Raw genomic sequence first — 23,403 nt, 5'->3', positions numbered from 1 at the left:
CAGCCCCCTAATGCGCTTGATTGAATTTTACTGCAATTTCTCTGATCTCCTGATTGATTTCCACGAAAACATCCACCAGATCAGGGTCAAAGTGCTTGCCTCGATTTTTAATGATATAGTTAAGTGCCACTTCGTGAGAAAAAGCTTCTTTATAAACACGTTTGCTGATTAAAGCGTCATAGACATCTGCTATGGCCATAAGTCTGCCTGGAAGTGGAATATCGCTCCCTTTTGTGCCCTTTGGGTATCCGGTACCGTCATATTTTTCATGGTGTCCGCAGATGCATTCCATGGCCGTTCGGACAAAGCTTGGCAGCAATTCGTCTTGAATTTCTACTTTTAAAGCGTTTATGCCAAAATCCACATGTTGTTTCATAATTTCAAATTCTTCTGTTGTGAGTTTGCTGGGTTTTAACAAGATGGCATCTGCAATGCCGACTTTCCCAATGTCGTGTAATGGCGCTGTTTCAAATATTTCCTTGATATAGTAATCGGTTAACAGCGCTTTATAGGGTGCTCTTTTTCGAAGATGCTCACACAGTAATTTGATGATCCACTGTGTTCTATGGGTGTGATTACTTGATTCCAAATCTCGAATCTCCAATAAATTCATGAGCGCTTTGATGGTAATGCTACGGGTCAAAAGCAATTCTTTTGTGCGCTCTTGGACGGTTTGATCTAGAATGGTGTTAATCTCTTCAAGCGATCTGCTGGCACTTTTGAGTTTGACATGAATCTGAATTCGACGTTTAAGAGATTCAAGATTTAAGGGTTTGCGAATATAATCAACAGCACCGAGTTCAAGGCCACGGATTTCATTTTCAAGTTCATCATAATTCGTTAGGATGAGTACGGCAATTTTTTCGTAATCATGAAATGTGCTCATAGCTTTTAGGACCTCAAAGCCATTCATTCGCGGCATGTTGAGATCAAGAATCATTAGATCAATATCAGGATTTGCTTTCAATAAAGCCATTGCCTCGATACCATCACGTGCCGAAATTAGATTGTAACCCTTTAAAATACTCTTAATCAGAAGCATATCTGTGTTTGAATCGTCTACGATTAAAATTGTAATATCCATTGTGTGACCTCCAATATACGATGTGTTTATTCGTTGAGTATGATGTTGCCTGATGCTTCAACTTCGGTGAGAAAATCCTGTACAGTCATTTCTGAATTAAAAACTTTGTGTAATCCTGGTTGGTAAAGTTGTTCTTTAATAATCTGCCACTTGGATACAGGGACGTCTATACTCGGATCGTCGAACCCACTTAAGAACGAGAGGTATTTTGAATATTCTGTGGATGTCATAGCTTCGGCGATATCTTTGCGCATGGGGACTCTAAAGGGATAATAAGCATCGTGTTCAGGGCTATATTCCCCCTTGAAAACCATTTCTTGGGCTTCTGTCGAGATCATAAATTGGATAAATTGATTAGAGATTATTTTCATATCATCAGGCATATTTTTAGAAACGCTTAGTAGGATTGGCCCTACTTCAGGCTTAAGGCCAATGTCATCTAAAGGCAGGATTCCAATTTCAAAGGGATTATCGTTCTTGTCGATATCGGTGGCCCCCCAAATGCCTTGAAACTCAAATGCGATTTTACTTGCTCTAAAGTGATTCATGACTTCAACGCCGGTGTCTTCTCGCCACGAAGGCTGAGCATAAGCACCGAGATTATTTTTGTAAAAGAGAATAGCTTCTTCGGCGTTTGGATCGTTAATGAGCACCTTTTGACCTGCATCGTCTACAAGTTTGGCCCCGTATGCAGAAATAAATTGATTGACCATCCATGAAACATCATTGTGATTGGCCCCAACTAGCCCTATACCATATGCCAGCGTTTTGGTTTGGATATTTTCTAAGGCAGATAAAAGGGTGTCTAAACTTTGTATTTTTTTAGGATCTACGCCTGCTTGTTTGAGGAGGGTCTTGTTGTAGATTAAGCAAATAGAATGTCCTACCCAAGGGATGCCATAGAGGTTATCTTCAACGACGCCAAGTTTCCATATTTCTGGGTAAAAATGTGTGGATTCAGTTGAAAAGTCAGCGGATAGATCAAAGAGATCGCCGTTTTCGCCGTAGTATTTTACAAGTCTGTAGGGTAATGCGTAGATCATAGGCTTGTTTTTGTCAATGAGTGAAGCGCCTATAGCATTCATATCTTCATCACCCCCCACAAGTGTGATTTCATAAGGGGCATTATGGGTCTGGTTAAATACGTCTACGATTTCTCTGATGGCATTGCCGCGTCCAGAATAATCGGTCCACGTGATTCGAAAGTAAATAGGCGTCTTAACTGCTTCGGATTTTGGGATAGGAGAAGTACAAGCAGTCAACATCATAGCGAGTAAAATGGACGACAAAATCAGTTTTAGGTTATATATGCTTAAATTCATGTTTAAGCCTCCCGCTGTCAAAATTAATTTTAGATGCATATCTATTATTTTGTAATTAATACCCATTAATTTTTCAAACGTAACATTTAATAAAACATTTAATTTGAAAAATATAGAGTGAATATATTTCGTAAGTCACAATACTCTGATAAAATAGAAACAACATTGAAGAACTAAAGGAGGTCACTGTTTGCCATCTAAAAAATTGCTCCAAGGAAACAACAAATATATTAAGGAATGGGAAAAATTCACAACCACTGGTGAGGTGGATACTTCGGTTATGAGGCGTGAGATCGTAGATTCGTGGCATCGCAGTAAAAAATATGGCGTGGATCCATTGAGTAGCAAAATCAAGATTGAGCTCACGGATGAAAAACTGGAACAGACCCAAAAGGTCTTTAAACCGATTTTGGATATCGCTTTGCCTTTTATGGAGATGATCTATGAAGCTGTGGGCGAAGTGGGTATGGTTGTCAGCTTTATTAACGCAGATGGGTTTATCATGGCAAGCCTTGGTGATGAGGGGTTGTCCTCCGAATTGTTGCTCCATACAGGGAAAAATGTGACGGAAGAACAGGTGGGGACTAATGCAACGGGGATCGCGCTTAAGAAAGGCGTGGCACTTCAAGTTTTAGGCGCTGAGCATTATAGACAGGCGTATCATCGAAAGACCACCTCGGCTGCACCCATAAAAGACGAACAGGGTAAAGTTTTGGGCGTTCTAAGTATGTCCGGGGAGTACTTGACTGTACATCCGCATACGCTGGGCATGGTATTGGCATCTTCCCTTGCCATTGAGCATGAACTCAGGCTCAATCAAAGAAATGGTGAACTCAGACGTGCAAATGAACATTTGGATGCCATCATGCAAACCATATCAGAAGGGATTATGACCATCACTTTTGATGGCATTATAACGGATATCAACTACTTTACTAAAAAGTTATTTAGGAAAACATACGAAGAACTTGTAGGCGAACATATAGATGATGTGGTCAAAAAACCTGTGTTGGATATGATCAAAAAAGAAACCGCCTCTAATGAAGAAAAAGAGTTGCAGTTTTTTTCTGATGGTAGAAAGCGGACGGTGCTGATTTCCTTTAAACCGATTTATTCACAAGATGAAAGCATTAAGGAATACCTCATTACCATCAGAGAGACTAAAAAAGTGTATTCACAAGTCAATAAACTCTTCGGTTCAAAAGCGATTTATACATTTGATGATATCTTAGGAGATAGTAGTGAAATCAATGATTCGATAAGATTGGCAAAGCTGGTTGCCATGACAGATGCGACGATTCTGTTACATGGTGAAAGTGGTACTGGTAAAGAAATGTTCGCCCAAGGTATTCACAATGAATCGCAGCGGAAACACAATTCATTCGTCTTTATCAATTGTGGCGCCATACCGAGAGACTTAGTCGCGAGTGAACTCTTTGGCTATGTGGAAGGGGCATTCACAAGTGCTAGAAAGGGTGGTAATCCCGGAAAATTTGAACTTGCAGATGGGGGCACTTTGTTTTTAGATGAAATTGGAGATATGCCGCTGGATACTCAAGCTAACCTACTGAGGGTTCTCGAGACAAAACAGGTGGTACGCGTTGGCGGCAATGAAGTTATTCCTGTGGATGTAAGAGTGATTGCGGCGACTCATAAAGACTTGACTGAAGAGGTGAAGAAGGGCAATTTTAGGGATGACTTGTTTTATCGTTTAAATGTAATGCCGATTAAGACGCCTTCTTTAAGAGATCGGAAGGAGGACATACGCATTTTAGTGGATTTTTTCTATGCACAATTCACCAAGCGATCTGATCAAAAATCTGCAATAGATGAGAGTTTTTATACGGTAATGAAACAATACGGTTGGCCTGGAAATGTGAGAGAACTTCAAAACGTCATGCAAATGGTCACCAATATCGTGGGAGATCACGAGAATTTATCGAGTAAACATCTACCAGACTCAATCAAAGAAACCATTGGAATGGTGACGGAAAATGCTGTTAAGGCGGCAGAATCCTATGTGAGACCGCTTCATCTCATTGAAAAAGAGGCCATCATAAGTGCGCTTAAGGCGTCTAACAACAATTTGGTACAAGCCGCTAAAATGCTGGAAATAGGGAGAAGTACACTCTATAGAAAATTAGAAAAGTATATGATTTTATAATCAAATGCATCGTTTTGGTACACGTGCGCCAAAATGGTGCATTTATTTCAACGAAAACAGCAGTTATGTGTATCGATTTGATGCATATAACTGCTGTTTTCGTTGTTTTGACCTGAAAATTCAAAAATGTATTAAATTAAATACAAAAGTTTCGACTGACGAAAATTTAATTTGTCGAATGAACCACAGCTTTTTCAAGCGTTAAGAAGATTAGGGCAAAGTACTGAAACCTATTTTCGCAAAAGTGGCATCTTAATTGCGTAGTCATAAAGTGTGGTCTTTATGGAGGTGTCAGCTTGAAGAGTTTGATCAATGAATTTGAAAAAATACTCATTTTGGCGGTGTTTTTTTTGATATTAACAGAGCATATTACTTTGCTCAATATAATTGTAGCCCTTGCGATCGCTTATTTTATTGCTAAGTTGTCGGATTCGAAGGTGTTTTTAAGTCCCTATATTAAGCGGAAAGTTTTGATGAAGTGGCTGATCTATGGCAGTATTTTGTTCTTTGAAGTGGTTAAAGCCAATATACAAGTGGCGATGATTACACTTTCGAGGCATATGAACATTAGCCCTAGGGTTGTCACTTATGAGAGCAAGCTTTCTGATGAATGGCTTTTGACAATTTTAGCAAATTCGATCACCTTGACCCCGGGCACTATGACGGTGGATATTAAAGGCAATCAATTGCTCATACACTGTTTGAATCAGTCTTATTCAGAAGGTCTATCAGAGATGCACCTTGAAAAAAAACTCTGTGAAATAGAGAGGGCTATCAATGGATAAATTTTATTTGTTTGTGGTTATTTTTCTGGGCATTACCATTGGTTTATGTATGTACAGGGTGGTGAAAGGCCCGACAAAAGGAGATCGCATTATCGGCATCAATATTATATCGACGAAGACGATCGTCATCATCGCAACGGTTTCTTTCTTATTAAAAGAGTCTTACTTTATAGATGTGGTTTTGGTCTATGCATTGATTGCTTTTATTGGCTCCTATGCTGTGGCAAGAGAAATCGGAGGAGGGACAGAAAATGATTGATCTATTTTCTATGATGCTTATGGGTCTAGGTCTGTTTTTCTTCTTAGTCGGTACGCTGGGCGTTTTAAGGTTTCCCGATGCGCTTACAAGAGCACATGGTGCAGCAAAATGTGATACCTTAGGCGCTGTTTTATGTATCGGAGGGTTGATCCTCCAATCTGGATTTAGTTTTACAGCGATTAAACTCATCGTGGTCATCTTGTTCCTCTGGACGACAAATCCTGCTGCAACACATATGATTGCCAAAGCGATTTACAGAAGAAAGGAATAGAGGTCATGGATATTTTCAATATAATCGTACTCATAATCATGATTGTGGGTTCAGTAGCAGCAGCGGCTTCTAAGAATTTACTGGGTTCGGTGATTATTTTTATGGTGTACTCCCTGATGATGGCGATCTTGTGGCAGCGTATGAATGCACCTGATCTTGCGATTACAGAAGCGGCTGTAGGTGCAGGGATTACTTCCATTTTGTTCATCATAGCGCTTAGAAAGACAAAGGAGATTCGAAAATGAGATCGATAGTGGCGACTTTTTTAACGCTATTCTTTATTGGGTTTTTATTACTTGCAGTGATGGATATGCCGGCAGTAGGGATTGCGGATTCACCTGTTCACAATGAGGTCATGGACAAATATGTGGATGACGCCATGGCAGATACAGGGGCCATCAATATTGTGGCAGCCATGATTTTAGACTATAGAGCTTTTGATACCTTTGTGGAAGCTTCAGTTATATTTACAGCACTTATATGCATTATGATCGTTCTCAAAAAAGGAGGCACAAGATATGAAAAGTAGTATTATCCAAAACATTACAAATTTAATTTTGCCCTTTATCCAAGTTTTCGGCATTTATGTGATTTTATTCGGTCATCTTTCACCAGGAGGCGGGTTTGCAGGGGGCAGTATTTTAGGCGCAAGTTTGATTCTATTTAGATTTGTAAACGGCAGTGATGTGGCAGATGCTAAATTCAAATATCACTATTTATTGCGATTTGCATGTTCTGCATTGGTCTTATATGGTGTCATGAAGGGTTATGTCTTCGCATCGGCTTTTCTAGGCCTTCATGATGTCATTGGCATTGGGACACCAGGCACTTTGCTCAGCGGTGGGTTTATTATGCCCCTCAATGTTTTGGTAGGGCTTGTTGTAGCCATTACGTTTTATTTCATAGCGGTACTCTTTGAAGAAGGTGAACTCGAACATGCAGATCTTATGGAATAATTACATGATCGTTGGGGCGATATTTTTGTTCGGTATCGGCTTTATGATATTGCTACTCCACAACAATTTGATTAAGAAAATTATAGGCATGAACATTATGGATACTTCGATATTCCTCTTGTTTGTGAGTCTGGGATATATAAAGGGCAAAGAAGCCCCTATTATTATTGAGGGCATCCTGCATGAATCTGGCTATGTAAATCCGATTCCGACGGGACTTATGTTAACCGGAATCGTAGTGGCGGTGAGTGTTACTGCGTTTATGTTGGCACTTACCATAAAGCTCTATGAGAAATATGGCACGATTGAACTCGATGAAATTCAACAGTTAAGAGGTGATTAATAGTATGCAAAATTCGATTAAGCTCGTCCCGCTGGCATCCATTATGGTGTTGATGCTCAGCGCATTTATTCTACCACTCTTAAAAAAGAAAAGTCATGTTTACAGATTGGCACTAGGCATGATGGTCTTTGTAACCGTGCTCAATTTGATGCATGTCATCTATATCGCCTTTAATGGCGGCTATTTATTCGATGTGGGGCATTTTCCTGCCCCTTTTGGTATCGTTCTTCGAATTGGCGAAGTGGAAAGTGCCATAGGGCTTCTCTTTTGCTTTGTTAATTTAATGGTCTTATGGTATTCCTATTTCAGTCTTGAAAAGGAAATTAAAGAAAATCGAATTGGTTTTTTCCATACTTTAGATTTTCTGCTCTTAGCATCTCTTTTGGGCATTGTCTTTACGTATGATATCTTCAATGGATTTGTTTTTTTAGAAGTGAGCACACTTGCTGCTTGTGGGATTATTGTCGTCAAAGATAAGAAGGCCAACATCAAAGCGGCTATCAAATATTTGATTTTGAGTTCGCTGGGTTCTGGCCTTGTCTTGATGGGCATTGCATTTGTCTATTCTATATCGGGACATTTGAGCATGAGTTTCATCCACGAAGCTCTGGTCCAAAATGCAGATGGCAAGCACAATTTAATCCTGATCAGTATGATCCTTTTCACAGTAGGCCTTGGTATAAAAGGCGCCATGTTTCCGCTTCATATCTGGTTGCCAGATGCGCATTCTTCTGCCCCGAGTCCATCTAGTGCCATTCTATCGGCATTGGTGATCAAGGCGCCGATTATTTTCTTGATCAAAATCTATTATTTGGTCTATGGCGCACAAATTTTAGCGGGGACGGTGGTACTGGATTTAGTTTTATTCTTTGGTATTTTAGGCATGATTTTTGGCTCTTTATTTGCGAGGTCGCAGAAGGAATTAAAACGCATGATTGCCTATTCCAGTGTGGCACAGATGGGCTATATCTTCTTTGCGATTGGTCTTGGCAATAAACTCGGACTCATTATGGCTGTTTATCATATCATTGCACATGCTGTGACGAAGTCTTGTCTCTTCTTATCGGCAGGTTCTTTCATCGAACAAACTGGGTTTAAAACCATAGATGAGTTTAAGGGCATTGGTAAAGAAATGCCAGTAACGCTGGGGATTTTTACGCTTAGCGCGCTTTCCATGATTGGCATTCCGATCTTGCCTGGATTTATAAGCAAGTGGAATCTCGCCATGGCATCCATTGAATCGGGTAAGATTTTATTATTAGTCGTCTTGATTGTCAGCAGTTTGCTCAATGCCGTCTATTATTTCCCAATTATTATCAATGGCTACTTTGGTGAGGACAATTTAGTGGGGAAGGTTTTTAATTCGAAAATCAGACCCGTGAGAACGCTACTGCCATTAATTATTTTATCGGTTATTATGGTCCTTGTTGGGTTGTTCTCAGGGTTTATCATTGAGTTTATTGGTCGTGGCATTTATATATAGAAATTGAAATCACGTGGATATTATAACGATAAGGTTAAGTTTTGGAGATTATATGGGACAAATAATAATGCTTTTACCGCTTGGCGTGCCAATACTTGGGACGCTGCTCATCACCAATAAAAAAATAATAAAAGACGAATACGTCACAAAATTTGTGGCGGGGGTACTCATTGTCAATTTTCTGCTGGTTTTAAATGCGCTCTTTGGCAATCAGATGTTACAAATCCATGTGCTCAAAGTAAATGATTTCTTAGACATCTATTTTAAAATTGATCAAATGACACGTGTTTTTAGTTTGCTTGCTTCAGTTTTATGGATACTCACCGCTTTTTATGCTTTTGAATACATGAAACATGAACAGAGGACAAGGCAGTTTTATACTTTTTTCACGATGACACTGGCGGTTATTTTAGGTGTCGCTTATTCTGGAAACTTGTTTACGCTCTATGCCTATTATGAACTTCTAACGCTTTGTACATTACCACTGGTGATTCATACAGGCACTGAAGAAGCGCTTGCAAGCGGCAAGAAGTATATGATTTATTCTTTTGCAGGGGCATCTTTAGTGATATTGGGTATGATGATTTTGTATTCGATCACGGGGACGATGACCTTTACGCCAAGGGGGATTTTTAATGATATAGAGGGCTATGATCAGAATTTGATTCGATTCAGTTATATTGCTATGTTTTTAGGATTTGGTGTAAAAGCAGCACTTGTCCCTTTTCACTCGTGGCTCCCCAATGCTATGGTGGCACCTACTCCCGTAAGCGCACTGCTCCATGCGGTTGCCGTGGTTAAGAGTGGCGTGTTTTCACTCATTCGCATTACTTACTTTATCTTTGGGGCCAGCATGATTAAAGCGGTGGACGTGACTAAGTATTTGATCCCTTTTGTGGTGATCACAGTAGTTATGGGTTCTCTTTTGGCACTCCATCAAGATCATTTAAAAAAGAGACTCGCTTATTCGACGATCTCACAGCTCGGCTATATACTCCTCGGCATATTGATGTTGAATCCCAATGGTCTCATAGGTGCGATCTTGCATATGATCAATCATGCAGTGATTAAGATCACCTTGTTTTTTGCAGTGGGTTCTATTTCACATATGACGCATAAAAAATATATACATCAGATCAGCGGTTTGGGCAAAAAAATGCCGATCACTTTTATTTGCTTTACCATAGCAGCGGTGTCTTTAGTAGGGATTCCGCCGACGAACGGTTTCGTAAGCAAGTGGTTCCTCGGTGTAGGGGCACTCAATGCCAATAATCTGTTCTACATTTTCATCTTGCTCTTGAGTGCTTTTTTCACAGCAGGCTACTTATTCCCAGTCTCTGTGACGGCGTTTTTCGTAAATGAAAAGCCAAACTTGGAGGTTCAAGAAGAGGCAACGTTATCGGATTCGCTAGAGCCTTCACCTTTTATGTTGTTTCCCATTGTTATTTTGACGGTAATCATCATCGGACTGGGCATTTTTCCAAATGCGGTTATTAACTTTCTCGGTGGTGTTGTTGCAGATGCTTTTTAAGGAGGGAATTTAATGAATACTTTAGTTTATATTTTAATTCTCCCTTTGCTGGGCGCTTTTATAGGGTATTATATAGGCACAAAGAATGAGATGAAAAGAGATCTGTTCAATATCGTGCTGACAGCGATTGAGCTTTTGCTTGTCATTACACTTTTCCCAGCGATTAATGATCAAGCGATTGAATACATGGTGCCAAATGTCATGGGAACTGGACTGCATCTCAAAGTGGATATGTTGAGATATGCGATGCTCTTTATTTCGGCATTGGCATGGTTTTTAACGACGATGTATTCGACCCAATATTTGATTAAGAAGAAAAATCGTAATCGGTATTATTTCTTTTTCATGCTCACTTATGCCATGACCATAGGTGTTTTTATGTCTGAGAATATTATTAATCTCTTCACCTTCTTTGAAGGGATGTCTTTGACATCTTATGCGCTGGTGATTCACGATGAAGATAAATACAGTCATGAAGCGGGTAAATCCTATTTGGCGATGGCGATTGCAGGGGGCTTAGTGATGCTCTTTGGCATCTTTTTGGCATTTGATTATACAGGGACCTTGGATATCGAAGAAATGGGTAAGATTTTGCCGAATCTAGGGGATATTAAATACGTTATTGCGCTCTTAATCATGTTCGGATTTATGATTAAAGCCAGTGTTTTTCCACTTCACACTTGGCTGCCAAAAGCTTATACAGCAGCGCCTACGCCTTCCAGTGCACTTTTAAGTGGTATTTTACTGAAGACAGGTCTATTTGGCATTATCATTGTCCTTGTGGAAATGATGAACTATGATATGCCCATTGCGGTCTTGCTCTATTGTCTGGGCCTTGTCAATATTTTCTTAGGCGGAATTTTGGCCATGATGCAAAGAAATATCAAACGTATTATCGCATACAGCAGTATGAGTCAAACTGGATTTATGCTCATGGGTATTGGGCTCGTGGGTATTCTTGGCAAAGAGGGCGGGCTCGCTTTAAGTGCGACGATTCTCTATATGATCAACCATGCCTTTTTCAAAATTTTACTCTTTATGGGCACGGGGATTATCTACATGATTTTAGGTGAACTCAGTATCAATAAGATCAGCGGTTTTGGACATAAAAAGCAAAAACTAAAGGCTTTTTTTCTCATAGGTGTATTAGGGCTCTGTGCATTTCCGGGCTTTAACGGGTTTGTGTCCAAGACACTTTTACATGAAGCTATTCTCGAAGCCTATCATCTCACGCATCATCATTTTTTTAAGATTACAGAATACTTTTTTATTATCGGTGGGGGCTTAACCGTTGCATATATGTTAAAGCTATTTGTGGCGATTTTTATGGAAAAGAATTCAGACTTTTATGGTAAGTACAATGAATTGGTGCATAAAAGGGCTTTAATTCCCATGGGAATTCTGGCGGGTCTCATCGTTTTTATTGGCGTATTCCCAAATGCGATTTTGACACCACTGATACGCTATGCTGAAGGGATTGGTTTTGACGCAATATCACATGTGGTGATCTACAGCTCAGAATCGGTGATTTACTCAATGATGTCTTTATTGATCGGCGTCTTAATTTATCAGCTGTTCATTCAAAGAAAACTGTATGTGAAAAACAAAACAGGCGGAGCTTATTTTAACCCTTCTCTCGGATGGTTTAGTATTGAAACGGATTTATTTGAACCCGTCTTAAAAATGCTGTACAAGGTATTTAGTTTTCTTTTTACCTTGATTGACAATTGGCTCTTGTTCACTGCAAAAATTTTGGCAGATGGTATTAAGTCTATTTCAAATGTAGATATTGTGACCAGCATAGATCGAGAATTTAAATCGGTGCCACTGGGAGCCAGTATGATGCTTAAGGGGTTAAAATCAAAAAAAGATGCACTTAAAAATATAGAAGCAAAAGTTAAAATCAATGAAGCTTTGGAGCTGGATTTAGTTCAGGGTCAAACGTCTAAGCTCAAAGAGTTAATCGTCAAGGGGCATTCAAAGATGACCAGTATCTCCAATTCCATTTTTTTATTCGGGATTGTAGTGGTCTTTTGTTTTCTATTTGTCTACGTGATGGGCTAATAAGAATGCCTGCTTCAAGATAACGCTAACGTATACATTAAAAATCCCGAATTCGATCGGGGTTTTTTAATGTGAAATTGTGATAGACTAAAGCTGTCGATGAACCCAGTCGAAATTAGAGATAAAAGAGAATCTTAGGGGTTTGTGATCTGCTTTCGGGAAAAAGCAGAACAAAAGAGAATAAGTCTATGTCATCAAACCAATAACGGTTAATGGCATGGACTTATTGAGCATATAGCCCATGGGAGCAGGTAGCGAAGCCGCAGACTGGGTATCCCCCTTGATCCCTTTAAAGGGTGAGGTGTGAGATGAAAAAAAGAAAGAGCTGGTGGGTTTTAGTCGCAATCGTTTTAGGGATCATCATTACAGCCATTATGTTGAGCGCAGAAGGCGTTGTTAAGTTCGATGAGTTGACGGTCATTCTGTCAAATGGGAAAACATATATATGGCAAGTTGGTCAGTGGGAAATTGAAATCAAAAGGATGACAAAATACGATGATTTTGAGCAAGGAGATCGTGGATTTGCCGTCGATCCGGTGCCCAAATATTATTTTGAGATGATCAATAAAAGCATAGACGGATTAAGATGTGGTCCACTCATTTATGGTGATACTATTTCAAATAAACTCCAGATCGATAAGCAACAAAGTAAAATGCAAATCAAAAGCGGTTTCACAGATATGATGATTTATGCTGAAGAGGGATGGGTGCCAACAGAAGATGCTTTCTACTATATTAAACCCTTTCTGAGTTATTATGCGGGAGATGAAGCCAAAATAGCACCGCTTAAAGATGTGGATTTTAGTGGCTTATTTACAGAAGATGCGATAGATTTTATATTGAAAAATAAGGGTAAGAGAGAATGAACGCTTTAAAGCTTTGATTTTCGGATAATCAAACCGGGATGTGCTATAATGTAAGCAAAATACTTTCATAAGAAAAAAAGTAGAGGAATGATTATGTCGAAAATTGAGAATCAACTCAGAAAACCTTTCTGTGGTAAAGAGACGTGTGAAGCGTATGTAGGCATTGTAGATGAGTTAAAGCGTGCTAATAAATTGGCTAAAAAACTGGATATTGTGTTGGACTCGTCTTATGATGGGATTTATATCACAGATGGCAATGCAATAACCATGAGAGTGAACAAGGCATATGAACGCATTACTGGGATTAAGCAGGGCGCCATTTTAGGCAAAAACATCAATGTGCTTGTTGAGCAAGGGATTATTTCCAAGGCGTGTACCACGCTTGTGCTAGAAAATAAAGAAGCGATGACCATCCAGCAAAAACTGGCAAGTGGCAAGGTTGTCCTCGTCACAGGAACGCCCATTTTTGATGAAAACAACGAGATTGAAATGGTTGTCAACAACGTGCGAGATGTCACGGAGCTTTTGGAACTCAAGGAAGCCCTCAAAGAAAATGAGTTAAAAATGAATTTGTATAATTCAGAGCTTGAACAGCTCAGGCGAAAAATGAATCATCCCTCTGAAGTTTTTTCAAGAAATGTGAAGATGAAGAAACTCATGGAAAGTGCGACCAGAGCCGCCAAGCACGATACAACTGTTTTGATTTCTGGGGAGACAGGTGTGGGCAAAGAGATCATGGCAAAGTTTATCCATCAACATAGTGATCGATGCAATGAAAAACTGGTTAAGGTTAATTGCAGTGCCATTCCTGAAAACCTTATGGAGTCTGAATTCTTCGGTTATGAAAAAGGCGCTTTTACAGGGGCAAATGTCAATGGTAAAATTGGACTCTTTGAGGAAGCCAATGGCGGCACTATTTTTTTGGATGAAATAGGAGAACTTCCGATCAATCTGCAATCCAAAATGCTTAGAGTGCTTCAAGAACAAGAGCTACAGCGTGTGGGAAGTGTAGAAACCGTCAAGATAAATGTCCGCGTCATTGCGGCGACGAATCAAGATTTGATGCAAAGGATAGAACAAGGTCTTTTTAGAAAAGATTTGTTCTACAGATTGAATATCATCCCGCTACATGTGCTTGCGCTGCGGGACCGCATTGAAGATTTAATTCCTCTCGCGAATGACTTCTTGGAAAAGTTAAACTTACTTTATGGTGAAAATAAAAAATTTGCAAAAGAGGTCTATAAATCTTTTGGACAATACAATTGGCCGGGTAATATAAGAGAGCTTCGAAATGTGATAGAGCGTGTTTTTGTCATGACGGAAGGTCAACTGATTCAAGAAAAAGATTTACCCGTAGAAGTTCGAACTTTTAATGCCGATAATACGGTAGCTCTTGAGGGCGAATTAAAGCTAAAAGAGGCCGTTGGCAAATTGGAATATGCTATGATTCAGGACGCGTTCAAGGCATATGGAAATGTGAGAGATGCAGCCCGTTCTTTAGGGATTGATGGCTCCACTTTCGTCAGAAAAAGGACGAAATATCTTCGTGAACTTTCATTAGAACCGGTAGAATAGAAGTATTTGATGCGTAAATGCAACGCGTTGCAATAATGCATCGATTGTTAAAAAAGACTCAAATTGTTCTGGTTAAAGCATTCGTTCTCAATAAACGGCTTGGTTAAGTTGCAATATTGCATCTAAAACTAAAGCCGTTTTTTTATTTTTGCAAGTTTAAATTCAAAATTAAAATAATAAACAAAATAAATATGAGATGAACGTTGAAAAAACAATGAATTCGTAAAATGCAATAAAATAAAATCAACTTGCATGAAGTTTTGGCATACATATTGCTCATATTAAATAGTGTTAAATAATAAACAACATCGAAGTAAATTACATTTAGGAGATCAGATATGGAATTGTTAAAGATGAAGACAAAAATTCATCAGTTTGATGACTTTGCAGGTTTTGCAGAGCAATTTCAAATTGGTGAAAAGGATTTAATGCTTACAAACGGATTTCTTTACGATCCTTTTATCAAGCCACTGGATTTAAAGGCAAGGATGATCATGCAGGAAGCTTATGGCACAGGTGAGCCCACCGATATCATGATGAATGCGATTTTAAAAGAAGCTCTTAAGGCCCCTTTTGACAGAATTATTGCAGTTGGTGGGGGTACAGTGCTTGATATCGCTAAACTTTTGGTACTCAAGGGTGTGACGGATGTTGTAGATGCTTTTGAAAGAAAGGTGCCTCTTAAAAAAGGACCTCAGCTCATTGCAGTGCCCACGACTTGTGGTACAGGCAGCGAAGTGACCAATATTACAATTGCGGAATTGACCACAAAACAAACAAAGATGGGCCTTGCAGATGATCTTCTATTGCCAGATGATGCGGTCCTTATTCCGAGCTTAATGGTGGGACTGCCATACAGTTTTTACCTTTATAGTTCAGTGGATGCGCTTATTCACGCGGTGGAGTCTTATGTTTCTCCAAAGGCAAATGTCTATACGAAAGCATATAGTATGAAGGCCATTGAAATGATTTTAAAAGTGTATGGTGAGTTGATCGAAAAAGGCGAAGAACATCGCTTTGAAAAATTAAACGAGATGGCGATTGCAAGTAATCTAGCGGGAATAGCATTTGGGAGTGCTGGTGTTGGTGCCGTTCACGCGATGTCCTATCCGCTTGGAGGAAAATACCATGTCCCTCACGGTGAGGCCAATTATCAATTTTTTACTGAAGTTTTTAGACATTATATGAAGCTTAAGCCACAGGGCGAAATTGAGGTGCTCTGTGAAATTCTTTCTAAATCCCTTAAATGCAAAAAAGAAAGTGCGTTTGATGAACTTGAAATATTTTTATCTAAATTATTACCTAAAAAGCCGCTTAAAAGTTATGGGATGACAAGTGAAGAAATTGATCTCTTTACAGAGCGTGTTATAACGGGACAGCAAAGATTACTCGCTAATAACTATGTTAATTTTACTGAAGATGACATCCGTGGGATCTATAGTCGATTATTTGGATAGGAGATTTTAAAATGATAAATGAAATGATGATGAACGCTAGAAATGCTCAAAAAATATTTGCAACCTATAATCAAGAACAAGTAGATCGTATTGTTAGAGAGATTGGTAAAGTGGTCTATGATAACGCTGAGTTATTGGCGAGAATGGCTGTAGATGAAACTCAAATGGGCGTTTACGAGCATAAAGTAGAGAAGAATAAAGGAAAAGCAAAAGTCATTTGGCATGATCTTAAAGATAAAAAATCGGTAGACGAAATCAGCTTTAATCCAGAGACCAATATCATAGAGATTGCAAAGCCAATTGGTGTTGTAGGCGCAGTTTCTCCAACAACGAATCCAATCGTCACCCCAATGTGTAACGCTATGTTTGCACTTAAGGGGAGAAATGCCATTATCATTGCACCGCATCCTAGAGCTAAAAAATGCAGCACTTATACCGTTGATTTGATCAACAAGAGATTGGCACAACTTGGAGCACCAGCGCATTTGATTCAAATCATTACGGAACCTTCAGTTGAACTTACAAATGAACTCATGCAAGCGGTAGATGTTGTGGTTGCCACAGGCGGTATGGGTATGGTAAAAGCAGCTTACTCATCTGGTAAACCCGCATTTGGTGTGGGCGCTGGGAATGTTCAAGGCATCATAGATCGAGATGTCGATTTTAATCAAACGGCTATTAAAATGATCGCAGGTAGAAGTTTTGATAACGGCATTATTTGTTCTGGAGAACAAACCATAATCGCCCATGAAGATGATTATGATCAAGTGATGCGTGCTTTTGAAGCAAAAGGCGCTTTTTTAGTAAGAGATGAACAAGTGCATGAAAAATTAAAAGCAACGCTCTTTGAGAAAGGGCACCTTAACAAAGATATCGTGGGTCAATCGGTTCAAAAGATAGCTGAAATTGCAGGGGTTGTGATTCCAGAAGGGACAAAGGTCATTTTGTTAGAGGCTAAAGGCATTGGTAATGCTGATGTCTTATGTAAGGAAAAAATGTGTCCCGTGATGTCTACGTTTAAATACAAAACGTTTGATGAAGCCATCCATATCGCTAAAACAAATTTGGAATTTGAAGGGAATGGTCACAGTGCTTCTATTCATTCCAACAATCTTATGCATATTAAAAAAGCGGGTATGGCATTGTCTGTTTCTAGATTGGTTGTAAATGCCCCTTCGGCAACCACAGCTGGCGGCAGTTTTTACAATGGATTCGCACCGACAACCACATTGGGTTGTGGCAGTTGGGGCAACAACTCAATTTCTGAAAATTTTACTTATAAACATTTGATTAACATTTCTAGAATCGGTTTGGTCAGAGAAAATGTTGAAGTCCAAACCGATGAAATGATTTGGGCGGTTTAGGGTCACGAAGGTAGCGAAGCGGACTGAGTATACGCTTTGATAGCACTGAAATCGGCATCAAATGCTGATTTCGGTGCTTTTTTTAGGCAGTAGGCAAAAGTATGGCTGATGTTGCTGAAATTAATATGGTAACGCAGTCAATGCAACATCCGACCTATGAACATGAGTATAAAAACATGCAGCGGATAGTAGATGTAGAAAAAGCATTTCATTGGTTTACCTTTTTGACCGTTGTATAAAAATATAAAAGGTAAAAATAATACCATCCAAAATTGGATAGGGTTAAAAAAATCAAAGAATAACCATAGAGAAGCTCTACTGGCAATAAAATTGCCTCCAAATGATAAACCAGAAAAAATGAGTAAAATATACGCTTTTTTTAGATTAGTTTTTGAAAAGTACCAGCAGATCCCCATAAGTACAAAAAAAGGAGAATAAGGGATGGTAAGCACATTTGGAACAACAATGCCACAAATAACTTCGTTTTGTGAAAATAGCAACAACATGATCGGCAAAATAGCACTGCCAATTCCTAATACAAAATATAAAATCGAATGAAATAAATCCTTTTCTTTCGCGAATGTAATGATTTGATCGATTAAATAGATATACAAAACAACATATGTAAATGTAGACAATATGCTAAACTGGTCATGTATACCCAAACTAGGGCCTACTTTTCCAAGAAACAAGGTCAAAAATCCAATTGCGACATGTGCGAGATACAGCCGAAAAGCAAATTTTAATTTGCTCCGAGTGTGCATTGCACCTGTGGTTATCAAATAAAGGAACAGTGGTGCGGCAATTCTACCAATTATATTGAAAATATGATTTTCCATGTGCAGCATAAGCGTATATTTAGCAATATGGTCAAGTGTCATGAACAGTAGACCTATAAGTTTGAGTTGAAAACGATTGATGTCCCATGAAGGGATAGATTTTATTTCCATTTATAGGTCCTTTCAAAAATGCCAGAATTTAAATGAGAAAGTTTTTGCAGATAAAATTAGTGTTATGTTAATGTAAAAGCTTCGTCTGGATAATTCAGCTTATATGTATTTAACGATATCTATAAGCCAGTTCTCATAATTATTAACCAAGATAATTGCTATGGAATAACTATAGGAATCCAGACGAAGCGGGAGTATCACTCCAACCTTTTAATAAAAAGGGATTATACGGTTAACTTACAAACCAAAAGAGCCAGACACGGAGTAAGAATTTCCAATGGGACTTGAATTAAATCTAAAATAGTATTTATCACTATCAGAGAAATTGTTGAGATCTGAAGTTTGAATTTTGACACTTTTGCTTGCGTTAGCATCAATTGTCCAAGTGCTAACAACTTCTTGCACTAATACGCCTTTATGAACCAAATCAACAACTAGCCTATTTGAAGAACCTGCTGTTAAATTAAAAGTTTTTCCTGTAACATTTTTGAAGTAGTAGTTAGTATACAACGTGGAACTATTTGAACTACCGCTTATATTGTAAGTACTACCATTAGACGTCCAACTCCATAATGAACTTGGAACACTAGTGCTCCTAGTAACGGGTGCATTTTCATTAAAAATGAACTGGTCATAATCATTAAGCTCTGTATAGTTTACAGTTGGGATTATGTCACCAATAATTACTTTGTTAGCTGTGTTGAAAAGAAATTGTGAATTACCGTTTACATCTAAATTTTCGCTACTTGCCGCATATGCCACAACTGAACCAGTCAGCATAAAAGTAAATGTCATGGCAATTGCTAAGATACGAATTAACTTATTGTTTTTTATTTTTTTTTCTTTCATAATAAGTGAAAGCCTCCTTTTGATGTTTCGCTTTTCGTCGCTAAAAGCGGAATAGGGTTTTAGCTGATGATCTGCGACGTGCCAAAGTACATTTAAAATCAGTTCGCAATATTGCCTCCTTTCAGATTTGTTCATTGATATTACAACGCTTTCATCGCAGTAAAACTCACAAAAGCGATCAATGTCATGCCTAATAAAATAAGCTAAAGGATTAAACCAATGAAGAGCATTAATTACAAGCGTTAAGCATTTGAATACTGCATCATGGTTTTTCCAGTGTGTCAGTTCATGCATAAAAATATACTGTAACTCTTCAGAGGAGAATGATAGATTTGGTAAAATAATACGTGGATGAAAAATTCCGCTGAGAAAGGGTGTACTTATGTAATCTGATAAATATACTGGAATTTTTTGATTGATACCAATTCTTTGTTTACAGATCAGAAGCACATTTAACACAGAAGGAGATTCTACCAATTGGCATATTCTAAGTATACGTCTGTTCAATTTATAGTTCTGAACAAGGATGTTTAATGCAAATAGTATTGATCCTACTGCTAAAAAATAGAATAAAAAATCGAAGTTATAACAGAAACTGTAATTACTTTCAACTTTTCCTTGTACTATGTGGACGTTGGAACTTGACATAAAAATGGGTCTCAACTCGTTTTGTATTAGTGATAATGGTTTATTTGTAAAATGAATATCAACCCCTGATAGCAAAAATGAATATGGAATAAGGAATACTGTACTTAAAAAAACATATGAATAGTAATGCCATTTCGCACTGAAATATTTGATAGTCACTGGAAAAAATAGCTTAAGAATAAAATACAATACTCCCGATATTACGGATAAAATTAGCAAGTACTTGTAAAAACGTGGAATCATAGTTTCACCTTCTTCTGGTAAGTGTCTACTTTTTCAAATTGCGCATGAGTTCTTCGATATCTTCTTTTGTTAGGGTGCCGTTATCACATAGAGTACTTATAAATCCAAGTGTAGAACCTTTGTGGATATCATCAATAAATTGTTTTGTTTCAAAATCTCGATATTCTTTCTCTGTTATACAAGGCTGATAGTAATTTGCTTTGCTTACTCGGGTAGCGTTAATAATACCTTTTTCCATTAAGCGTGCCAAGAAAGTAACAATGGTGTTTTGTTTCCAAGTGTTATCAACAGGGAGATTGGACATAATTTCTCTTGTAGTAATGGGGTGTCCTGTAGACCATAGAATTTCCATGATCTGTTTTTCAGAAGTTGACATTCGGTGAATTTTACTCATAAAAAGTCCTTTTTTTATTTAATAATGTTACATAATTCTACATTAGTCTACACGATGTAGGTAAAAACGTCAAGCGTTTTTATAAAATTATGAAGGCGTCTGTTTTTATTTCAAAAAATATTTCAAGAATCATTTGCTAAATGCTACTGGTGAATGACCTTATTCTAATGTGTTTTTCTATGTGAAGAATGGCATGGCATATTATGACTATCTAAAATACGGTCAGCTGAGGAGAGCGGGTCTGCAATTTTATTTGCTGCAATGGCTATATTTGGAGCGTGTACTACCACACACGCTCAGTTTATAAGTTTTGTTCATCTTCATCCAATTGCTTTTGAATTTTCTGTTGTTTTTTCGCGTTTAAATAATCAAGACACATCATTAAAACGAAAACAATACCAGTAGCACTGATGAAAGTGACTCCCAATACAGCGATAAAATAGCCTATGCCATCTGCCTGATAGTGGTCAGCATATCTTGTATAGTTTGAAAAGCCGTTAATCGTCGTTACAGTAAGTCCTGCTATAGTACTAGTTACTAAAAGACGCATTTTTACCCGTTTACCTTCGCCCCATATGTTTAAACCAAGATAGATATAGCGCACGATCGTATAAATGGAGATGCCTAAAAAACATATGCACTCGGCAATATATTGCTCAAACGATGCATTAAACCAAAATTGTTGTACGAGTATTGACGCGAGAAGCGCGATCATTAAAAGGATATATGCTTCGCTGTTTATTTTATGGCGCTGTGCAGAAACTCTTTCGTCCTGTATAGTTTGTCTTTTCATTTTGATACCTCCCAAAATAGATCATTTAGTGTTTTGTTCAATGCTTTGCAGATTGCAACACACAAATTTAGTGTTGGGTTGTAGTCTCCGGCTTCTATTAATCCAATCGTCTGTCTCGTCACACCGACAGCCTTTGCCAAATCTTCTTGATTCATGTCGCATTCCATGCGAGCAATTTTCATCCGTTTATTTTTCATAGGGCACCTCTCTATTTATTGTAATGTATAAATTTCTTTATGTAAAGTATATATTGCATTTTATGCTGTTATATATTGCGTTTTATATGTAAAACGGTTTAGGGATAGAATCAAAGCGTATACTCAGTCCGCTTCGCTACCTTCCTAATACTTGCACAATCCTATCGTATTGCATTGAGTGGGTAAAGTTTGGTAAATTAGCAAGTAACCACTTTCGAGAGAAAATGGTATAATAATTTAAAAAATTTCATGTACTATGTTGATAACGGTTCTGCAGCATATGACTGAATGATGCAAAGTAATATTATCGAACAATTGGCGAAAATTAACGGTTTAAATAAGCCTTTTCTCGGTCTACAAGTTTTTAATGCTTTATCCTCTTCAGATAATACTCCAGATAAAATTATCTGTATCTTAAAATCGATCGGATCAGAGGCTCCGCTAATAATCGATTCATTTTTAATTGGCGATTTTGTCATTGTATCCGTTAATAAAAATAACTGTCAATATTCTATTGATAAGATAGCTCAACTCCCTGTTTTTCATGGCGATCCAAACCCGAAACTTTCCAGCATAAAATAAAGGCTTCAAACCTTTATTTTATGCTGGAAATGTTATATAATTCATTTCGAGGAGGTAATTGTATGAAAAAAAGATATATATTTGAATTGATAAATTCGTTAAAAAATTGAAAAGAGTCAAAATCTTCCTCTCTTTGAGTGTATGAAGCATCAACAGGTTAGCGCCTTACTTATACCCCAAAACGGAGAGCAATATGCTATTGCTCTAAACAAAAACAAGTATTTTCAACGATTTCAGAGTTTTACAATCAGATAATCGTTTAATTTTAACCTAAAAGCCGAGAAGTCTCCTTCCTCTTAGCCTTCCTTGCTCAGGGAGTGAGAGCGTAGGTGGGAGATGAATCGGTGGTTTTTGCCTTTGAAATATGCTGCAGAAAATGCTATAATATAATCAGTAGTAGTATACAAAGGAGGTTGTAAATAAATGAAAATGGATAATAATAATCATTCAGTGTTTTTGATGTATTATCATCTTGTGCTAGTAATCAAATATAGACGAATGGTCCTTGACGATGCAGTATCTGAAAGAGCTAAAGAAATATTCGAATATATCGCAAAAAATTACAATATAACATTGCTAGAGTGGAATCACGACAGTGACCATATTCATATACTGTTCAAGGCACACCCAAATAGTGAATTATCAAAGTTTATTAATGCTTATAAAAGTGCGAGCTCAAGGCTACTCAAAAATGAATTTCAGTCAATTCGTAAAAAACTATGGAAAGCATATTTTTGGTCAAGAAGTTACTGTTTACTTACAACTGGTGGCGCGCCTATTGAAGTCATCAAGAAATATATAGAAAGTCAAGGTGAAAAGCATTGAATAAAGCGTTCAAATTTAGAATATATCCAAATTCAGAACAAGAAGTGCTCATAGGTAAGACTTTTGGTTGTGTGCGTTTTATCTACAATAAAATGCTAGGCGATAAAATAGAATATTACAAGARGACAAATCAAAAACTGAAAAATACCCCCGCACAATATAAAGCAGAATTTGAATGGCTAAGAGAAGTCGACAGTCTAGCACTTGCTAATGCCCAAATGAATTTGCAAACAGCCTATAACAACTTTTTTAGAAAGCCTAAAACAGGATTTCCTAAATTCAAGTCAAAACGAAATAATAACAAAAGTTATACAACTAATTTTGTAAATGGAAATATCAAGTTAGAAAATGGTTGTATTGTTTTACCAAAGCTTAAAGCTGTGAAAATCAAACAGCAC

The 23,403-nt window shown here is 37.9% G+C and carries 25 protein-coding genes; 18 read left to right on the top strand and 7 right to left on the bottom strand.

The window, feature by feature from the left end:
* Positions 1-7 precede the first annotated feature (7 nt).
* On the bottom strand, positions 8-1,084 hold the full coding sequence (locus F3D3_RS20780) for an HD-GYP domain-containing protein (RefSeq protein ID WP_069876359.1): 1,077 nt from the start codon (positions 1,082-1,084) through the stop codon (positions 8-10).
* Between the two features lie 26 nt (positions 1,085-1,110).
* A complete protein-coding gene (locus F3D3_RS20775; protein WP_069876358.1) occupies positions 1,111-2,406 on the bottom strand; it encodes an ABC transporter substrate-binding protein in 1,296 nt (431 codons plus the stop codon).
* Positions 2,407-2,596: 190 nt separating this feature from the next.
* Here F3D3_RS20775 and F3D3_RS20770 point away from each other — a divergent pair, with 190 nt between their 5' ends.
* The 15 genes from F3D3_RS20770 to F3D3_RS20700 all read left to right on the top strand — a co-directional run bounded on the left by F3D3_RS20770 (position 2,597) and on the right by F3D3_RS20700 (position 17,524).
* Positions 2,597-4,570, top strand: a complete 1,974-nt coding sequence (locus tag F3D3_RS20770; RefSeq protein ID WP_084389211.1) for a sigma-54-dependent Fis family transcriptional regulator — start codon at positions 2,597-2,599, stop codon at positions 4,568-4,570.
* 296 nt (positions 4,571-4,866) lie between these two features.
* On the top strand, positions 4,867-5,355 hold the full coding sequence (locus F3D3_RS20765) for a Na+/H+ antiporter subunit E (RefSeq protein ID WP_069876357.1): 489 nt from the start codon (positions 4,867-4,869) through the stop codon (positions 5,353-5,355).
* Entirely contained in the window at positions 5,348-5,614 is a 267-nt protein-coding gene (locus F3D3_RS20760) for a monovalent cation/H+ antiporter complex subunit F (protein WP_069876356.1), read from the top strand. The genes F3D3_RS20765 and F3D3_RS20760 overlap by 8 nt, the downstream gene beginning before the upstream one ends.
* Positions 5,607-5,885: a monovalent cation/H(+) antiporter subunit G gene (gene mnhG / locus F3D3_RS20755; RefSeq protein ID WP_069876355.1), complete on the top strand. Its 279-nt coding sequence runs from the start codon at positions 5,607-5,609 to the stop codon at positions 5,883-5,885. The genes F3D3_RS20760 and mnhG overlap by 8 nt, the downstream gene beginning before the upstream one ends.
* Before the next feature lie 5 nt (positions 5,886-5,890).
* On the top strand, positions 5,891-6,130 hold the full coding sequence (locus F3D3_RS20750; RefSeq protein ID WP_069876354.1) for a hydrogenase subunit MbhD domain-containing protein: 240 nt from the start codon (positions 5,891-5,893) through the stop codon (positions 6,128-6,130).
* On the top strand, positions 6,127-6,414 hold the full coding sequence (gene mbhE, locus F3D3_RS20745) for a hydrogen gas-evolving membrane-bound hydrogenase subunit E (protein WP_069876353.1): 288 nt from the start codon (positions 6,127-6,129) through the stop codon (positions 6,412-6,414). Before F3D3_RS20750 ends, mbhE begins: the two co-directional genes overlap by 4 nt.
* On the top strand, positions 6,404-6,841 hold the full coding sequence (locus F3D3_RS20740) for an MnhB domain-containing protein (RefSeq protein WP_069876352.1): 438 nt from the start codon (positions 6,404-6,406) through the stop codon (positions 6,839-6,841). Before mbhE ends, F3D3_RS20740 begins: the two co-directional genes overlap by 11 nt.
* Entirely contained in the window at positions 6,822-7,184 is a 363-nt protein-coding gene (locus tag F3D3_RS20735) for a sodium:proton antiporter (RefSeq protein WP_069876351.1), read from the top strand. Before F3D3_RS20740 ends, F3D3_RS20735 begins: the two co-directional genes overlap by 20 nt.
* Positions 7,185-7,188: 4 nt before the next feature.
* Complete coding sequence (locus F3D3_RS20730; RefSeq protein ID WP_069876350.1) at positions 7,189-8,667, top strand: complex I subunit 5 family protein; 1,479 nt, start codon at positions 7,189-7,191, stop codon at positions 8,665-8,667.
* Between the two features lie 52 nt (positions 8,668-8,719).
* A complete protein-coding gene (locus tag F3D3_RS20725) occupies positions 8,720-10,198 on the top strand; it encodes a complex I subunit 5 family protein (RefSeq protein WP_069876349.1) in 1,479 nt (492 codons plus the stop codon).
* A gap of 12 nt (positions 10,199-10,210) precedes the next feature.
* Positions 10,211-12,262, top strand: coding sequence for a complex I subunit 5 family protein (locus F3D3_RS20720; protein WP_069876348.1), 2,052 nt, complete (start codon positions 10,211-10,213; stop codon positions 12,260-12,262).
* Positions 12,263-12,570: 308 nt separating this feature from the next.
* Positions 12,571-13,128, top strand: coding sequence for a hypothetical protein (locus tag F3D3_RS20715; RefSeq protein WP_069876347.1), 558 nt, complete (start codon positions 12,571-12,573; stop codon positions 13,126-13,128).
* Positions 13,129-13,221: 93 nt separating this feature from the next.
* Entirely contained in the window at positions 13,222-14,703 is a 1,482-nt protein-coding gene (locus F3D3_RS20710; protein ID WP_084389209.1) for a sigma-54-dependent Fis family transcriptional regulator, read from the top strand.
* Positions 14,704-15,041: 338 nt separating this feature from the next.
* Complete coding sequence (locus F3D3_RS20705; RefSeq protein WP_069876346.1) at positions 15,042-16,160, top strand: 4-hydroxybutyrate dehydrogenase; 1,119 nt, start codon at positions 15,042-15,044, stop codon at positions 16,158-16,160.
* Between the two features lie 11 nt (positions 16,161-16,171).
* The gene (locus F3D3_RS20700; RefSeq protein WP_069876345.1) at positions 16,172-17,524 is read left to right on the top strand and encodes an aldehyde dehydrogenase family protein; all 1,353 of its coding nucleotides are present in this window, start codon (positions 16,172-16,174) and stop codon (positions 17,522-17,524) included.
* A gap of 137 nt (positions 17,525-17,661) precedes the next feature.
* Here the strand turns inward: F3D3_RS20700 and F3D3_RS20695 are convergent, their stop codons facing one another.
* The 5 genes from F3D3_RS20695 to F3D3_RS20675 form a co-directional block, all read right to left on the bottom strand.
* Positions 17,662-18,474, bottom strand: a complete 813-nt coding sequence (locus F3D3_RS20695) for a TraX family protein (protein ID WP_069876344.1) — start codon at positions 18,472-18,474, stop codon at positions 17,662-17,664.
* 237 nt (positions 18,475-18,711) lie between these two features.
* Positions 18,712-20,214, bottom strand: coding sequence for a M56 family metallopeptidase (locus F3D3_RS20690; RefSeq protein ID WP_069876343.1), 1,503 nt, complete (start codon positions 20,212-20,214; stop codon positions 18,712-18,714).
* Positions 20,215-20,239: 25 nt separating this feature from the next.
* Positions 20,240-20,590 (bottom strand): BlaI/MecI/CopY family transcriptional regulator, encoded by a 351-nt coding sequence (locus F3D3_RS20685; RefSeq protein WP_242877181.1) that lies wholly within the window; start codon positions 20,588-20,590, stop codon positions 20,240-20,242.
* A gap of 319 nt (positions 20,591-20,909) precedes the next feature.
* Positions 20,910-21,401: a DUF6773 family protein gene (locus tag F3D3_RS20680; RefSeq protein WP_069876341.1), complete on the bottom strand. Its 492-nt coding sequence runs from the start codon at positions 21,399-21,401 to the stop codon at positions 20,910-20,912.
* Positions 21,398-21,598 carry a helix-turn-helix transcriptional regulator gene (locus tag F3D3_RS20675; RefSeq protein ID WP_069876340.1) on the bottom strand — a complete coding sequence of 67 codons (201 nt, stop codon included), beginning with the start codon at positions 21,596-21,598 and terminating at the stop codon, positions 21,398-21,400. Before F3D3_RS20675 ends, F3D3_RS20680 begins: the two co-directional genes overlap by 4 nt.
* A 288-nt stretch (positions 21,599-21,886) precedes the next feature.
* Between F3D3_RS20675 and F3D3_RS20670 the strand changes: the two genes are divergently transcribed.
* The 3 genes from F3D3_RS20670 to F3D3_RS20660 form a co-directional block, all read left to right on the top strand.
* Complete coding sequence (locus tag F3D3_RS20670; RefSeq protein ID WP_069876339.1) at positions 21,887-22,180, top strand: hypothetical protein; 294 nt, start codon at positions 21,887-21,889, stop codon at positions 22,178-22,180.
* A 423-nt stretch (positions 22,181-22,603) separates the two neighbouring features.
* Positions 22,604-23,005, top strand: a complete 402-nt coding sequence (gene tnpA, locus F3D3_RS20665; RefSeq protein ID WP_069871447.1) for an IS200/IS605 family transposase — start codon at positions 22,604-22,606, stop codon at positions 23,003-23,005.
* Positions 23,002-23,403, top strand: a 402-nt coding sequence (locus tag F3D3_RS20660) for a helix-turn-helix domain-containing protein (RefSeq protein WP_139132163.1), incomplete at its 3' end; no start/stop codon positions are given. The genes tnpA and F3D3_RS20660, both read left to right, overlap by 4 nt.

The sequence above is a fragment of the Fusibacter sp. 3D3 genome, from assembly GCF_001748365.1.
In the GTDB taxonomy this organism is placed as follows: domain Bacteria; phylum Bacillota; class Clostridia; order Peptostreptococcales; family Acidaminobacteraceae; genus Fusibacter_A.
Note: the sequence above shows the minus strand (reverse complement) of the source record. Positions and strands in the feature narration are given on the sequence as shown.

Bases quoted from the DNA above. Each gene is read 5' to 3' on its own strand.
- F3D3_RS20690 (WP_069876343.1), bottom strand. From the start codon at position 20,214: ATGATTCCACGTTTTTACAAGTACTTGCTAATTTTATCCGTAATATCG.
- F3D3_RS20675 (WP_069876340.1), bottom strand. From the start codon at position 21,598: ATGAAAAATAAACGGATGAAAATTGCTCGCATGGAATGCGACATGAAT.
- F3D3_RS20775 (WP_069876358.1), bottom strand. From the start codon at position 2,406: ATGAATTTAAGCATATATAACCTAAAACTGATTTTGTCGTCCATTTTA.
- F3D3_RS20730 (WP_069876350.1), top strand. From the start codon at position 7,189: ATGCAAAATTCGATTAAGCTCGTCCCGCTGGCATCCATTATGGTGTTG.
- F3D3_RS20695 (WP_069876344.1), bottom strand. From the start codon at position 18,474: ATGGAAATAAAATCTATCCCTTCATGGGACATCAATCGTTTTCAACTC.
- F3D3_RS20720 (WP_069876348.1), top strand. From the start codon at position 10,211: ATGAATACTTTAGTTTATATTTTAATTCTCCCTTTGCTGGGCGCTTTT.
- mnhG (WP_069876355.1), top strand. From the start codon at position 5,607: ATGATTGATCTATTTTCTATGATGCTTATGGGTCTAGGTCTGTTTTTC.
- F3D3_RS20740 (WP_069876352.1), top strand. From the start codon at position 6,404: ATGAAAAGTAGTATTATCCAAAACATTACAAATTTAATTTTGCCCTTT.
- F3D3_RS20780 (WP_069876359.1), bottom strand. From the start codon at position 1,084: ATGGATATTACAATTTTAATCGTAGACGATTCAAACACAGATATGCTT.
- F3D3_RS20760 (WP_069876356.1), top strand. From the start codon at position 5,348: ATGGATAAATTTTATTTGTTTGTGGTTATTTTTCTGGGCATTACCATT.
- F3D3_RS20735 (WP_069876351.1), top strand. From the start codon at position 6,822: ATGCAGATCTTATGGAATAATTACATGATCGTTGGGGCGATATTTTTG.
- F3D3_RS20680 (WP_069876341.1), bottom strand. From the start codon at position 21,401: ATGAAAAGACAAACTATACAGGACGAAAGAGTTTCTGCACAGCGCCAT.
- F3D3_RS20750 (WP_069876354.1), top strand. From the start codon at position 5,891: ATGGATATTTTCAATATAATCGTACTCATAATCATGATTGTGGGTTCA.
- F3D3_RS20705 (WP_069876346.1), top strand. From the start codon at position 15,042: ATGGAATTGTTAAAGATGAAGACAAAAATTCATCAGTTTGATGACTTT.
- tnpA (WP_069871447.1), top strand. From the start codon at position 22,604: ATGAAAATGGATAATAATAATCATTCAGTGTTTTTGATGTATTATCAT.
- F3D3_RS20685 (WP_242877181.1), bottom strand. From the start codon at position 20,590: ATGTCAACTTCTGAAAAACAGATCATGGAAATTCTATGGTCTACAGGA.
- mbhE (WP_069876353.1), top strand. From the start codon at position 6,127: ATGAGATCGATAGTGGCGACTTTTTTAACGCTATTCTTTATTGGGTTT.
- F3D3_RS20725 (WP_069876349.1), top strand. From the start codon at position 8,720: ATGGGACAAATAATAATGCTTTTACCGCTTGGCGTGCCAATACTTGGG.
- F3D3_RS20710 (WP_084389209.1), top strand. From the start codon at position 13,222: ATGTCGAAAATTGAGAATCAACTCAGAAAACCTTTCTGTGGTAAAGAG.
- F3D3_RS20670 (WP_069876339.1), top strand. From the start codon at position 21,887: ATGATGCAAAGTAATATTATCGAACAATTGGCGAAAATTAACGGTTTA.
- F3D3_RS20700 (WP_069876345.1), top strand. From the start codon at position 16,172: ATGATAAATGAAATGATGATGAACGCTAGAAATGCTCAAAAAATATTT.
- F3D3_RS20715 (WP_069876347.1), top strand. From the start codon at position 12,571: ATGAAAAAAAGAAAGAGCTGGTGGGTTTTAGTCGCAATCGTTTTAGGG.